Source organism: Arenibacter palladensis, from assembly GCF_900129275.1.
GTDB classification, from domain to species: Bacteria; Bacteroidota; Bacteroidia; order Flavobacteriales; family Flavobacteriaceae; genus Arenibacter; species Arenibacter palladensis.
This window is the reverse complement of sequence record NZ_FQUX01000005.1, coordinates 1-14,706: the sequence shown is the minus strand read 5'-3', so window position 1 is coordinate 14,706 and position 14,706 is coordinate 1. Positions and strand designations below refer to the sequence as shown.

The 14,706-nt window shown below is 40.9% G+C and carries 14 protein-coding genes; 10 read left to right on the top strand and 4 right to left on the bottom strand.

Features of this window, described 5'->3' with window-relative positions:
- Position 1: 1 nt before the first annotated feature.
- The 4 genes from BUA60_RS14210 to tsaB are packed head-to-tail and all read left to right on the top strand — an operon-like array spanning position 2 to position 4,518.
- On the top strand, positions 2-1,264 hold the full coding sequence (locus BUA60_RS14210) for an ABC transporter permease (RefSeq protein WP_072862791.1): 1,263 nt from the start codon (positions 2-4) through the stop codon (positions 1,262-1,264).
- Positions 1,265-1,295: 31 nt separating this feature from the next.
- The gene (locus BUA60_RS14205; protein ID WP_072862789.1) at positions 1,296-2,444 is read left to right on the top strand and encodes an efflux RND transporter periplasmic adaptor subunit; all 1,149 of its coding nucleotides are present in this window, start codon (positions 1,296-1,298) and stop codon (positions 2,442-2,444) included.
- 42 nt (positions 2,445-2,486) lie between these two features.
- Positions 2,487-3,827, top strand: a complete 1,341-nt coding sequence (locus tag BUA60_RS14200) for a TolC family protein (protein ID WP_072862787.1) — start codon at positions 2,487-2,489, stop codon at positions 3,825-3,827.
- A gap of 19 nt (positions 3,828-3,846) precedes the next feature.
- The gene (tsaB, locus tag BUA60_RS14195; protein ID WP_072862785.1) at positions 3,847-4,518 is read left to right on the top strand and encodes a tRNA (adenosine(37)-N6)-threonylcarbamoyltransferase complex dimerization subunit type 1 TsaB; all 672 of its coding nucleotides are present in this window, start codon (positions 3,847-3,849) and stop codon (positions 4,516-4,518) included.
- On the opposite strand, the gene BUA60_RS14190 is transcribed toward tsaB, so the two are convergent.
- The 3 genes from BUA60_RS14190 to BUA60_RS14180 all read right to left on the bottom strand — a co-directional run bounded on the left by BUA60_RS14190 (position 4,515) and on the right by BUA60_RS14180 (position 6,704).
- A complete protein-coding gene (locus tag BUA60_RS14190) occupies positions 4,515-5,351 on the bottom strand; it encodes a mechanosensitive ion channel family protein (RefSeq protein ID WP_072862783.1) in 837 nt (278 codons plus the stop codon). The genes tsaB and BUA60_RS14190 overlap by 4 nt on opposite strands.
- A gap of 180 nt (positions 5,352-5,531) precedes the next feature.
- Positions 5,532-5,732, bottom strand: a complete 201-nt coding sequence (locus tag BUA60_RS14185; RefSeq protein ID WP_072862781.1) for a dodecin family protein — start codon at positions 5,730-5,732, stop codon at positions 5,532-5,534.
- 69 nt (positions 5,733-5,801) lie between these two features.
- Entirely contained in the window at positions 5,802-6,704 is a 903-nt protein-coding gene (locus BUA60_RS14180) for a NifU family protein (protein ID WP_072862779.1), read from the bottom strand.
- 119 nt (positions 6,705-6,823) lie between these two features.
- On the opposite strand from BUA60_RS14180, the gene BUA60_RS14175 reads away from it, so the two are divergent.
- Entirely contained in the window at positions 6,824-7,819 is a 996-nt protein-coding gene (locus BUA60_RS14175; protein ID WP_072862777.1) for a PorP/SprF family type IX secretion system membrane protein, read from the top strand.
- Positions 7,820-7,994: 175 nt separating this feature from the next.
- Here the strand turns inward: BUA60_RS14175 and BUA60_RS14170 are convergent, their stop codons facing one another.
- Complete coding sequence (locus BUA60_RS14170) at positions 7,995-9,170, bottom strand: vWA domain-containing protein (protein WP_072862775.1); 1,176 nt, start codon at positions 9,168-9,170, stop codon at positions 7,995-7,997.
- A 319-nt stretch (positions 9,171-9,489) separates the two neighbouring features.
- Between BUA60_RS14170 and BUA60_RS14165 the strand changes: the two genes are divergently transcribed.
- From BUA60_RS14165 to BUA60_RS14145, 5 genes are all read left to right on the top strand, one after another.
- Positions 9,490-11,691: a tetratricopeptide repeat-containing sensor histidine kinase gene (locus tag BUA60_RS14165; protein WP_072862773.1), complete on the top strand. Its 2,202-nt coding sequence runs from the start codon at positions 9,490-9,492 to the stop codon at positions 11,689-11,691.
- A gap of 70 nt (positions 11,692-11,761) precedes the next feature.
- Entirely contained in the window at positions 11,762-12,493 is a 732-nt protein-coding gene (locus BUA60_RS14160; protein ID WP_072862771.1) for a LytR/AlgR family response regulator transcription factor, read from the top strand.
- A gap of 100 nt (positions 12,494-12,593) precedes the next feature.
- Positions 12,594-13,103, top strand: coding sequence for a gamma carbonic anhydrase family protein (locus BUA60_RS14155; protein WP_072862769.1), 510 nt, complete (start codon positions 12,594-12,596; stop codon positions 13,101-13,103).
- Positions 13,104-13,268: 165 nt separating this feature from the next.
- Positions 13,269-14,153, top strand: a complete 885-nt coding sequence (gene fabD / locus BUA60_RS14150; RefSeq protein WP_072862767.1) for an ACP S-malonyltransferase — start codon at positions 13,269-13,271, stop codon at positions 14,151-14,153.
- A gap of 161 nt (positions 14,154-14,314) precedes the next feature.
- On the top strand, positions 14,315-14,706 hold a 392-nt coding region (locus BUA60_RS14145; protein WP_178347003.1), incomplete at its 3' end, for a Calx-beta domain-containing protein.

Sequence of the window (14,706 nt, the reverse complement as noted above, 5' to 3'; positions counted from 1 at the left end):
TATGCGATTTTTATTTGACAGCAATACATGGCAGGAGATTTTTGGTTCTATTGGTAAGAATAGGACCAGGACCATTATTACCGTCATTGGAGTATTATGGGGCATTTTGATTTATATCGTATTGTCTGGGGCCGCCAAAGGCTTGGACAATGGGTTTGAAAAACAGTTTCAAAATGTGGCCATGAACAGTATGTTCACTTGGGCACAGAGCACCAGCATGCCCTATAAAGGGTTTAAAACAGGAAGACAGTTACAGCTTAAGTTAAGTGATGGGGTCTTGTTGAAAAATAGGATCCCCGAGATTCAATATATTGCTCCAAGAAATGTAAAGGGTATTTTTGGGGGTAGCCCGGCCCAGACTATCAGAAGCGGTAAGTCCGGGAATTATGCGGTTTATGGCGATTACCCCATTTCTACAAAAATCGCTACTAAGAAAATTTATGACGGAGGCAGATTTATAAATGATGAGGACATAGAGGGTGCCAGAAAAGTCTGTGTCATTGGGGAGCGCACCCAAAAGGAGTTGTTTGAAAGTGATGAGAATCCTATTGGGGGATATGTTAGAATAGACAATGTGTTTTTCCAGGTGGTTGGAGTGCACAAGTATACGCCGGGAGGTGGATTTGAAAGTGATTCAGATATTTATATACCCTTTACGACCTTCAAAAAATTATACAATACAGGTGAAAATGTGGGATGGTTCGCTATCGCAGCCTATGATGATGCCGATGTAATAAAGGTGGAGGAAAACGTAAAGGCGGTGCTTAAGAGTATTCACAACGTAAACCCCAGGGATGAGCGTGCCATTGGTTCGTTTAACCTAGGGGAAATATTCAATAGAATTGTTGGCTTTGCCAAGGGTCTGACCTTTATGTCCTTGGTGGTCGGAATTGCCACTATTTTAGCGGGGGTTATAGGTATCGGGAATATTTTGTTGATCTCGGTCAAGGAAAGAACCAAAGAATTGGGAGTAAGGCGGGCCTTGGGCGCCACGCCCAAGGAAGTGAGGTCGCTTATTATCCTAGAATCGGTGTTTCTAACCATGCTTGCCGGAATTATGGGAATAATTCTTGGGGCCGGGGTACTGAGTCTGATCAATAAGTTGACCAAGGACATTGATTTCCCCTATTCCAATCCAACTGTGCCCATTCCCTATGTTTTGGGCGCCTTGGCAATAATGGTGGTCCTAGGTACTTTGATAGGGTTGATACCCGCCCAACGTGCCGTAAGTATAAAACCTATAGATGCATTAAGAGAAGAATAAAACAAACCAATACTAACAAATATTAAGTAAAATGAACAAGATTGTAAAATATGTGCTAATAGGGATTTTGGTTCTGGGAGCTCTTTGGGCGGCTGCCTTTTTTATAAAGTCCAATAGCAAATCGGCCATTACCTACGAGACAAAAAATCCATTTATAGCCAATATTCAGAAGAAATCTGTGGCAACGGGAAAGGTAGTGCCGGAAGATGAGGTTGAGATAAAACCTCAGATTTCGGGAATTATAGATGAAATCTTTTTGCAAGAGGGGGTCAAGGTAAATGCCGGCGATCTAATTGCAAAAATCAAGGTGGTTCCCAATGAACAATCCTTGAACCAGGCAAGGGGTCGGGTAAAAAATGCAGAAATAGCATTGAACAATACCAAGGTTGAATATGACCGGAACAAAGCCATATTTGATAAGGGAGTTATCTCTTCCCAGGATTTTAATACACAACAGTTGCGATATGATCAGGCAAAATTGGAGCTAGACAATGCAAGGTCGGATTACCAGATTATCCGTGATGGGTCGGCTGGTGGCAGTGCCACTGCCAATACTAATATTCGGGCCACTGTTTCCGGGACCGTCCTTGAGATTCCCGTTAAGGAAGGAGATCAGGTAATTCAGAGTAACAATTTTAATGATGGTACCACTATAGCCACAATAGCCGATTTGAGCATCATGATTTTTGAAGGGAAAGTGGATGAGGGCGAGGTAGGAAAATTGGAGTTGGGAATGCCCCTAGAGATTAGTTTGGGTGCCATTAACGACAAAAAGTTTGATGCCAAGCTTAGGTTTATTGCCCCTAAGGGTGTGGAGGAATCCGGAGCCGTACAGTTTAAGATAGAGGGCGATGTAACCGTGGAGGACGACTTTTTGATCCGTGCGGGATATAGTGCCAATGCCTCCCTGGTGCTGGAAAAGAAAGATAGCGTAATGGTGATACCAGAGGCACTTTTGCAATTTGACAAAATAACGGATAAACCTTTTGTTGAAGTTGCCGTAGGTACTCTGGAAGAGCAAAAGTTTGAAAGAAAGAATGTAGAGATAGGAATTTCGGATGGGGTAAATGTGGAAATAGTTTCGGGCATTACCGAAGATGATAGGGTGAAGGTTTGGAATAAAACTGAACCTATCAAGAAAGGTACCGAAGAGGATGGTGAAGAAGGGGAAGAAAATTAAGGGGAATATCAATCAAAAAATCAATCAAAAAACAATCAAAACATGAGAATTAGAATAATTATAGGGTTGTTTATTTTCTGTTGTGGCCTGCTTTCTGCCCAAGAAAAAAAATGGACCTTGGAAGAATGTGTCTATTATGCCGTGGAGAACAACTTGACCATAGAGCAGTTTGAACTCGATCTTGAAAATGCCAAAATAGATAAGTCCGATGCCATAGGTGATATGTTGCCCAATTTTAATGCAAATGCCAGTCTCTCAGGTAATTCGGGGCTCGTTCTGGATCAATCCAGGAACCAACAGGTTACGGGTACCGTAACAACGGCATCAGGGGGCTTCAGTTCCTCGGTAAATTTATTTGACGGACTCAGGAATATCCATAGGTTGAACAGGGCAAAATTGAACGCCTTGGCAAATCAGTATAGATTGGATGACTTAAAGGACGATATTATGCTTGCGGTGGCCAATGCCTATCTACAGGTTTTGTCCAATAAGGAGTCGCTTAAGGTTTTTAGGGCACAATATGCCGTAACGGAACAGGATCTGGTAAGGACCAAGGAATTGGTGGAAGCTGGGGTAGTTCCTAGTGGCGATTTATTGGAAATAGAGGCTACTGCGGCCAATCAGGAGCAGCAAATTGTAAATGGAGAGAATCAAGTGTTGATCTCCAGGATAAGCTTGGCACAACTCCTTCAAATCAGGGACTACGAAAATTTTGATATTGCCGATGAGGAATTCGATATTCCTCCCTCCAACATATTGGACAATTCTCCCAAAACTATTTTCGACAAGGCCCTTACTTTTAGGAATGATATTAAATTCTCCATGTCCAACGTGGAGTTGGCACAAAAGGACTTGCAAATTGCCAAAGGGGCGGTTTACCCAACTTTAGGGGCTTTCTTTAATTATGGTACACGTTATTCAAGTGAGTTTAGGGATCCTTTAACCTTTGATAGGATCGCTTTTACAGACCAGTTGTATTTAACAGATGGTATTGCCTACGGCCTGCAGTTGAATATTCCGGTGTTTAATGGGTTTAGCGTTAATAATAATATTAAAAGGGCCAAAATTGGGGTAGACAGGTCACGTTTGCAGTTGGAACAGGATAAATTGGATTTGGAATCCAATATCAATCAGGCCTATGTAGATGTTAAGAGTTTTTCCAAAGCCTATGAAGCTGCCCAAAAAACCTTGGATGCACGCCGGTTGGCCTATAATTATTCCAAAGAAAGATTCGATGTTGGCCTAATGAATGCCTTCGATTTTAGTCAGTCACAATCCAGGGTAGATAACGCGGAGGCCGAATTAATAAGAACAAAATATGACTATATATTTAGATTAAAGGTTCTGGAATTTTACTTTGGTTTACCTATAACATTGGATTAAGCTATATTTGCGGTCTATTATGACTATGATATTAAATTTAGAGACCGCAACCACGAATTGTTCCGTGAGTATTGCAAGGAATGGGGAAATAATTTCCTTAAGGGAAGATAATAGTCCAAACTATTCGCATTCGGAACAGTTGCACATTTTTATAGAGGAAGCTTTGAAAGGGGCTTCCTTAACTTTTAAGGACATATCCGCTGTGGCCGTGAGTAAGGGCCCAGGGTCCTATACCGGTCTGCGTATAGGGGTTTCGGCAGCCAAGGGACTTTGTTTTTCCTTAGATCTCCCGCTGATATCTGTTTCCACATTGGAAAGTTTGGCAATGCAGGGACATGAAAAAAACTACGATTTTATAATTCCGGTTTTGGACGCTAGGAGAATGGAAGTATACTCGGCAATTTTTGACGCGCAGGGGAATCGTTTTAGGGAGACCAAGGCAGAAATTATAAACAAGGATAGCTTCCAGGAGTATGCACAAAAAGGCAGCGTTTTGCTAATTGGGGATGGCGCTGAAAAATGCCAGGAACTGCTGGATCATCCAAATTTTAGTTTCCTTACGGCATTGCCTACAGCTAAGGAGATGGGAGAATTGTCCTACAAAAAGTTCAAAGCAAACGATTTTGAGAATGTCGCTTACTTTGAACCATATTACTTAAAGGACTTTATGTTGCCCACCAAAAAATCTTAGGCTTGGGGTTGATGGATAACCCTTTGTGGGAATGGAATTTCTATTCCTGCGGCGTCAAACCTATTCTTTAGCTCTTCCATAACATGGAAGTGGGCCGCCCAGAAAACTTCGTTTTTGGCCCAAAAGCGCAAGGAAAGATTTACGGAGCTATCTCCCAATTCGGCCACGTATACTTCTGGGGCCGGATCCTTAAGAATGTTCTCATTCTCGGCACATATCTGTAACAATATATCCTTTGCCTGCTTAATATTGGAATTGTATCCTATACCTACGGCTATTTTATCCCTACGGGTATTTTGGGCATTGTAGTTAATAATGTTATTGTTGGATAATTGGCCATTGGGAACAATAGCGATCTGATTTCCAAAGGTGCTTATTTTTGTTGTAAAAATGGTAATTTCCTTAACCGTGCCATCTACACCTTGGGCCGAGATAAAATCACCTACCTTAAATGGTTTAAATACCAAGATAAGTACTCCACCTGCAAAATTGGCCAAGGAACCCTGTAGGGCCAAGCCAATGGCCAGACCGGCGGCACCAATAATGGCTACCAAAGAGGAGGATTGCACCCCTAGTTGGGTGATTACCAGTACAAATAGCATTATTTTAAGGCCGATACTGATAAAACTCATCATGAACGATTCTAAGGAAGGGTCGTATTCGGCCTTCCTAAAAAATTTCTTGACCATTCTGTTGATTAACCTTATAATCCAAAGGCCTACTACAAAAATAAGTGCGGCTGTAACCAGGGAGGTGACCAATCCGGGCAAAATTTCCCATGCCCATTCCTGGGCTTTAGTAATGTTGTCCTCGTAGTCGTTCAATATATTCATGTAATTTTAATTTTTTGCAAAACAATAAAAAATCCATTTCCTTGTCAAATTCCAAACACTAAACAATTGTTAATCTTGCTGACAAATACTGTTGGAGTCTACAGTTTTGATGGGGTTAGAAAAATATACTACAAAAAAAGCGCCTTTTATCGGCGCTTATTGATTGAAATGCGAATAATATTAATTCACTTCAAAAGTGATCTTAACATTTACGCGATAATCGATTAGTTTTCCGTCCTTAACCGTTGCGCTTTGTTCTTTGATATACACGGAACGAATATTCTTAACGGTTTTGGAAGCTTGTTCCACAGCGTTTTTAGCAGCATCCTCCCACCCTTTGTTGGAATTTGCCAGTACTTCGATAACTTTTAAGATAGCCATAATATATAGTTTTAGATTCTCTTAAAGTTAACAAATAAAAGCTAGAAAGGGTGCTATTGTTATTGAAAATCAACCGTTTAAGGCTACCACTTCATTTACCATATCGCCCATCATATTTTTGAGCATCGTTTCAATTCCATTTTTTAAGGTATAGGTGGATGAGGGGCAGCCACTACAGGCCCCCTGCAAAATAACGTTGACCGTTTTTGTGTCCCCTTCGTAGGATTTAAAAAGAATATTGCCACCATCACTAGCTACGGCTGGTTTTACATACTCTTCCAAAATATCAATGATCTGCTTGGATATATCGTCTAAATTGGCATCCTCCAATTGGGCTTCCGGGGCCGTTGTTTTTTGTTTTTGAAGACTCTTGGCCGAAACCACTTCCTTGCCATCAGCAATAAAATCCCTGATTTTCTCACGAAGTTCCAAAGTAATATCGTCCCATTCCGCTACATCGTACTTGTTTATGGAAACATAGTTTACATCAAAAAACACTTCTTTTACGAAAGGCAGCATAAATAATTGTTTGGCCAATTCTGAATCTTTGGCCTCATCTATGTTCTTGAACTCAAAAGTTGTTGGTACAATTCTTTTATTGGTCACAAATTTCATCACGGACGGATTGGGTGTCACTTCGGCATAAACCGTTACCGCCACCTTCTTTTGATTTTCATCCTCCTTAACAACAGGCTCGCCAGCGTTAAGATAATCTACCAACTGTTGCGCCACACTATCCTTAACATCGTCCCATTCCACAATGTCATAACGTTCCAATCCAATAAAGTTACCCGAGATATACACCGTTTTTATAAACGGCAGATAAAATAACTGCTGGGCCAAAGGCGAAATTTTAGCTTCGTCTATGTTTTTGAATTCGTAATTATTGTTCTTTGTTATGAAATGATTAGTTTCAAATTTCAGTATCGCCGGATTCTTCGTGGGCACCACGGTAATTATAAACTCCTCCATTTAAATATTTTTCACAAAAGTACGAAGGTTTTTCTAAGTTATGGCATATATAATAATGTAGTATTTCAACCGTTATATTTTATATTTGGACGATGTTATTAACGCACCCCTCATCTTAAATGAAACAACATTTATTGATTTTACTTTCGTTTTTTGCGATTGGCTATCAGTCCATTGCTCAAGAAGGCGTTCCTGTCTATTTCGATTATTTAGCGGATAACTACTATTTGGTATACCCATCTATGGCCGGTATAGGTGAAGGCGGGAAAATTAGGGCAACAATTAGAAAACAATGGTTTAGTGTGGATGAGGCCCCCAATATGCAGACCTTAAACGCACATTTTAGGGTTGGTGAAAGTAGTAGTGGCTTTGGTGCAACCGTTTTTAATGACGCCAACGGTTATCATTCCCAAACGGGATTTAAACTTACCTATGCACATCATTTAAGATTGGGCGGGGATTTTAGAAGCCTAAATCAACTCTCCTTTGGACTTAGTGCGGGCATTCAGCAAAGTAATTTGGACGAATCCGAGTTTGTTTCAGTAATTCCGGACCCGATAGTTACAGGTTCAAGGAATAGTGTTGGCTATTTTAATATGGATTTGGGCATGTCCTATAATTTCATGGAATTCTATGCCCATGCGGCCGTTCACAATTTAATGGGACGGGGTAGGGATCTGTATTCGGCCATAGAGTCCAATAACTTGCGGAAATATCTCATATCATCCGGTTATGTGTTCGGAAAGAGCGAATGGCAGGTAGAACCTTCCGTACTATTTCAGTTTACGGAGTTTACTCAGGAAAAAGCTATCGATATCAACGCCAAAGTCTATAAAAGCGTGGATTTTGGAACGGTTTGGGGTGGTATTTCGTATAGACGAAGTTTTGATGGCGCCCAATACCAAACTGCCAGCGATTTCGGAGAACAGCGTTTACAGCTTTTTACTCCTATTGTAGGGGTTAACTACAAGAATTTTCTGGTCTCCTATAACTATTCCTACCAAATGGGGGATGTTAGATTTGACAACGGTGGATTTCATCAAATAACCCTAGGGTACGATTTTGGACAGTCCGAGAAAAGATACGATTGTAAGTGTCCAGCAGTTAATTACTAGTTCCTAAGCTGCGTTTCGCAGTGGATATAATTTTCTTTTTATTGATAATTAGTACTTGAATGTACAAAAATTAAATGTTCAATAGATTTGCTATATCCATTGAACATTTGCTTTACGTCTTACAATTTTTACGGCTTTAGGTAAGGTCTGTACAGGACTTTTTCGCCTAAGTGGCTTACTCCCAGCTATAATTCTTTTTGGCCGCCTGTTTTTGAATGGCGGTTAGCATGGCATTCTCCAACTCACCCTTTTCATTATCCTTTTTCTGAGAGGCTATATAGGCTTCCCTTTTGCTGTTGAGGTCTTGTATTTCTTTTTGGATATCGCTGCGTTCCTTTTTCTTGCCTTCAATATATGATGCAATTTCAGTTTTGGATTTCCCTTTTAATTCCATGGGCAATTCCTCCCTTTTAATGTTGTCTATGTTAAAATCTTCAGCTTTGGAGGCATCTACTAAGTCCCATGAGGAGTTGGTGTAAAGTCGGGACGACTTGCTTACCGCCCGTTTCACCGCAACGGCCTCTTCCATTTCCATGGCATTGCTGTCCTGGGCACTTTGCTGTTGAATTTTTGCTGCGCCCAAAGCTCCGTAGGAAATATAGGTTTTGTTCAATTTGGAGTTTAACCTTATGATTACATCATCGTAAGGGGTGGCTATATGTACCACTTCACGGTTGTGGTCTATGGCCATATATTCTCCTCCAGTTAGTTGGGCCCCATTTTTCCATCCCGTATTGATGCCTTGCTCGTAGGCACCACAAAAAATGGTATTTACTATAACGTCTTTTTCCTTGGCGTTGGCCACTGCATCCTTATAATTTAATTTTCCTTGGGTAAAGGGTTCATTGCCGGCAATAAAGATCATTTTTAGATTATCCGGATTTTTTCCCCAGTCCAATTGACTCAAGGAAGTTTGTATTACTTGTCCACAATATTCTTCCCCTCCATTGGTGGACAGGGAGAATAGTTTTTCCGAAATTTCATCCAGATCACTGCTGAAGCCCAAAACCTGCTGAATATAACCCTCCCTGGAGGATAAATTATCGTTTCCATATTGGTAAAGGGCAATTTGCAGCTGGGGCCTACCATCCGTGCCACACTTGGCATGTGTGAATTTGTTCACAATATCCCATAATTGTGCTTTCGCCTGATTTATTAGTCCGTCCATACTATTACTGGTATCCAGCAAAAGTGCAATCTTAACCATATTATTGGCCGGCTTGGAGTTTTCCGCGGTTACTTTGGTGATATTAGGGTCTTTTAAAGTATGCCCGTTAAGGTCGTTACCAAAACTTTGGCCCATTCCTAGGGCAATTGCCCCTAAAACTAATATTTGCTTTACATTTTTCATAGTTACTTTATTTTAGTTGAACATTGATTTCTTTTCGCTTTTAGTGGTTGTATAATTCTGGCTAACCACTATGTTTAATTAATTGTTAGCTATCAAAGTTTATATGTTTGGATATAAATCGTTGATGTCATGGGTTAAAAGTAGGGGCAACATATTTCTTAAAAAATGAGTAATGAGTAAACGGCCATTTTGAATGAGGCAACGGGTGTTTTGGATGCGTTAAGCTTCTTTAATGTTTAAAAACGGGGCTATTTAAAGGAATTAGGTGTTTTTTAGTGTGGTTTAAATCAATTAAGTTTAACATATATATTCAAGGGGCATGGCCAAATTTTTTTACATATGTGTATTATTGGTGCTGGGTTCGGTAAAAGGGTATTCCCAAATATCGCAGACCGGGTCTAATTTTGAATTACAGGGGGTGGTCAAGGAAAAGGAAAGTAAACAAGGCCTGTCCGGAGTGGCTGTGTCTGCCAATAATGGAGAGTATACACTAACAAATGCTAAAGGGGAATTTAAGATCAAGGTTGGCATGGGGCAGGAACTAGTCTTTGAGAGTCCCAAAATGGAAACCGTTCGGCATAGGGTTACAAGTAATGATTATTTGGAGATGGTAGTAGGGACTACCAACCAGGATAATATAGGGTCAAGTAGAAGTAGCAAGGGGGAAAGATCTACCTCCTTGTATCATAGTTATATAGATTCGGCCAATTTCTATAAAAAGAAAGATATACGGAAAAGTATCGATTTTATAACCCAATCGCTTTCCCAGTTGGGGATTGGCAACAATAAGGAACAATTGGCAGTAGCATATTCCACCCTAGGGGAGGTATATCAATATCACAAGCAATACGATTTGGCCATCTCCAGCTACAAGGATGCATTTAATGCCAATAAGACACTAAGAACATCCTTGCTACTTGGCAAAACCTATGTCCTGAACAAAGAGTACGGGGAAGCGGAGAAGTTGCTGTCGCCATTTGTCAAAATGACCAATATGGTTCCATTTCAAAGGGTGGAGCTTTACGAGACCCTAGGAGATGCCTATGTTGGATTGGGAGACGTGGATAATGCTGTGGCTTTCTATGGCGAGGGGCTCAAAATAGCCGATAAGAATCAGATTGCCCCGAAAACCATCGACCTAAATTCAAAAATAGCCACTGCCTACGCCAAGGGAAACCGACTTCAGGAAGCCAATGCCTATTTTAATAATTCATTGGAGCTTTCCTCAGGACAAGCGCCACAACGGGCAGTCCAGGAGAAAGAGAAAGTGGCCGATTTTTACAATCAAAAAAGTCAATATGGGCAGGAAATACAATTGCGCAAAAAGAGTTTGGAGGATTTAAAAAAGATTCCTAAAAATGAGGTTGCGGGTGGATTATCCATAGAAAACGATTCCATATCGGCCCAAAGAATAAATTATAAAATTGCGAATGCTTATATAGCCCAGGATAAATATGATGAAGCCATACCCTATTTGGAGGAGAGTATAAAGGATGCCGATGTTGACGATGATTTGTTGGTCCGTAAAGACGCCACCCGTAAATTATCCGAAGTTTATAAGTACAAGGGCGATTATACCAAAGCCCTGGAGACCTATCAAGAGTATGTAGCCGTTGTAGATACCCTATATGTTAGAAAAGAACAGGAGATTGCCAGAGCTGCCCAATTTAATAGGGAGCTTGCTTCCAAACAAAGTAGAATATCCGGACTTGAAAAGGAGCGGGAGCTTACCCAGAGTAAATACAGTCTGGCGCTTACCGAGCAGCAATTGGTGGCAGAAAGTATAAAACGACAAAATTGGATCATTTATTCCCTGATTTTTGGAATGATGTTGATGGGGTTGGTAGTCTACTTTTTTTACAGGAGCAATAAGCAGCAAAAGTTGGCCAATAATTTGTTGGCCTTGAAATCCCTGAGGTCTCAAATGAATCCACATTTTATATTCAATGCCTTGAATTCGGTAAATAATTTTATTGCCAAAAGCGACGAAAGAAGTGCAAATAGGTATTTGAGCGATTTTTCCACCTTGATGAGGGCCGTTTTGGAAAATTCCGACGAGGATTTTATTCCGCTTTCCAAGGAGTTGGAATTGTTGGAACTGTATACCAAGTTGGAGCATTCCCGCTTTTCGGATAAATTCGACTATGAAATCATAGTAGATGAAGGTATTGAAATTGATGCTTTTCAAATACCGCCCATGCTGTTGCAACCTTATATTGAAAATGCCATCTGGCACGGTTTGCGCTACAGGGAAGACAAGGGTTTTCTAAAGATTGAGCTCAGGCAAAAAGACAAGCGCGCCTTGGAGATTTCCATAATCGATAATGGTATAGGCAGAAAGAAATCGGCAGCCTTAAAGACCCAGAATCAGAAAAAACAAAAATCCAAGGGCATGGGCAATATCAAAAAAAGAATAGAGATATTGAACGATATGTATAAGGATAAGGTAGATGTTTATATTTCCGACCTGGAAACAAATGGTACGGGCACCAAGGTGCTGTTTACCATTAAGAGGGACTAATAAAAATATAAATGTTGAGATTAGTGAGTCAAAGTGGACTAAGGAGAAGCAAGAAACACAAAATTTGAAAATGAAATTAAACGCCCTAATTGTAGAAGACGAGGCCAATAGCAGGGAAATTCTACGTAATTATTTGGCCAAATATTGTCCCACGGTTAATTTGGTTGGCGAAGCGGCAACCATTAAGGAAGGGCTTGCCCTGATCAATAGTAAGGATTTGGATGTGGTGTTCTTAGATGTGGAAATGCCTTTTGGCAATGCATTTGACTTGTTGGACCAGCTCCCCGATCGTAATTTTGAGACCGTTTTTGTCACTGCCTATAATCAGTACGCCGTAGATGCACTAAATGCCCATGCTGCCTATTATTTAATGAAGCCCATTAGCATAGATGAACTTATCAAGGCAGTAGATTATGTCTCGGAAATTAGGGAGAAGGAAAGGGTGATAGAAGATAGGGTTCTTACCCCAAAATTTAATAAGGTGGATGGAAAGATTACCCTGCCGCAACAAGATGGCTTTCAGGTATTGAATGTAGGGGATATTTTATATTGCAGGGCAGATGACAATTACACGGAATTGCATTTGGAGAAACAAAAAATTCTGGTCAGTAAAACACTTAAATATTTTGAGGAAGCCTTGTCCGGTTATACTTTTGCCAGGGTCCATAAATCGTATCTGGTAAATGTAAATGAGATTGTTAGGTATAAAAAGGGCAAGGGAGGCAGCGTGGTAATTTCCAACGGTAAGGAGATAATGGTTTCCGCTTCCAAAAAGAAGGATTTGTTGTCTTTTTTTGAATAGCGTAGTTTTGTCCAATTGGGCAGTTTTCCAAGAAGCTACAACAAGTTAAAAAGAAAGGTTGCAGTATAGATCTGGCCAAATAATTTAAATATAAATCGAAATGATTAAAACCATAAATGGAAAATCGCCACAGATAGGGGAGGATTGTTATATTGCGGAGAATGCCACGATTGTTGGGGATGTAGTTATGGGAAACCAATGCAGTATCTGGTTCAATGCAGTATTAAGAGGCGATGTACACTATATAAAAATGGGGGATAAGGTAAATGTGCAGGATGGAGCCGTTATACATTGTACTTATTTAAAGTCTCCCACCAATATTGGCAACAATGTTTCCATAGGTCACAATGCCATTGTTCATGGCTGCACCATTCATGATAATGTTTTAATCGGAATGGGGAGTATCGTCATGGACGATTGTGTTGTGGAAAGCAATAGTATTATTGCAGCAGGAGCCGTGGTTACCAAGGGAACCCGAGTGCCTTCAGGTACCGTTTTTGCTGGAATGCCGGCAAAAAAAATCAAGGAAATCAGTACCGAGTTGAGTGTTGGGGAAGTAGAGCGTATCGCCAATGCTTATGTAAAATATTCCAGTTGGTTCAAGGAATAATTTCCAAAAAATTATAGGAGCGTTGATCGTGTTATTGTCGAGGTTCGAAAAACTGAATGGATTGTGGGCGAATTCAAATGAGCACTAAATCCTGGAATCGGAGGTAAACACCTGATTAATTAATCTTATTTTTGCACAGATAATAAATAGAATAAAAATAAACAGATGAAAGCATATATTTTTCCAGGACAAGGAGCGCAATTTGTAGGAATGGGATTGGATCTTTATGAAAAGTACCCCATGGCCCAAAAAATGTTTGAGACCGCCAATGAAATTTTAGGATTTTCCATTACCGACCTTATGTTCGAGGGTACTGCTGAGGACTTAAAGGAAACCAAGGTAACCCAGCCTGCTATTTTTTTACATTCGGTAATTATGAGCAAGGTTATGGGTGATAGCTTTAAACCAGATATGGTGGCCGGGCATTCCTTGGGAGAATTTTCTGCATTGGTAGCCAATGGAGCCTTGGATTTTGAAGATGGATTGAAATTGGTGTTTAAAAGGGCTTTGGCCATGCAAAAGGCTTGTGAAATACAGCCAAGCACCATGGCGGCGGTTCTGGGATTGGATGATGCCGTTGTGGAAAAAATATGTGCAGAGGTTCCCGGTATTGTAGTCCCTGCCAATTACAACTGCCCTGGACAATTGGTTATCTCCGGGGAAGTGGAGGCCATAAATACCGCCTGTGAAAAGTTGAAGGAGGCCGGTGCCCGTAGAGCGTTAGTCTTACCGGTAGGTGGAGCGTTTCACTCGCCTTTAATGGAGCCGGCAAGGGAAGAATTGGCTGCTGCCATAGAAAACACTGTTTTTAATACACCAAGCTGTGCCATTTACCAAAATGTACCCACTACTGCGGTTAAGGATCCAGAGGTCATAAAAGCAAATTTAATAGCCCAATTAACGGCTCCTGTAAAGTGGACCCAAAGTGTACAACAAATGGTAGCTGATGGAGCAACCTTGTTCACGGAAGTAGGTCCGGGGAAGGTACTTCAGGGATTGGTTAAAAAAATTCATCCTACTGCCGAAACCATGTCTGCGGAGCTTTCTTAAATGGCTTTACATTAGTTTTTTGCCGTTTATCTGATAATTTTATATTTAACCCTTAATCTTAGGCTTATGGGGTATTTTTTCTTAATATTGATTCCCTATTTTGGGGATACGGCTAGGCCATTCCCTATTTGAATCTTAGAATGATATAACCGGCTATGAAAATGAATACCCTATCTAATATACTTTCCAATTTTTTGGTCTCCTATAAACTGAAGTTTTTGGTATTTGTCATTACCCTTTTGTTTTTTGGGTTTAATGGGTATGGGCAGACAGTAGCCTTCAATGCGACTGCGTCCAACGGGCTTGAATCGGTGTCGAGTGCTGCCCTTGCGGTATCGCTTTCGGCGGCGAGTGGTTCGGATGTAAGTGTGGACTACACCGTAACCGGTACTGCTACTGGAGGAGGTACGGATTATACCCTGTCCGACGGCACGCTAACGATCCTGGCGGGATCGGTGACCGGGAACATCAACATAACCGGTATCGTTGACGATCTGCTCGACGAGCCCAACGAGACGGTGGTGGTCACGCTGTCGTCCCCTACCAATGCGAC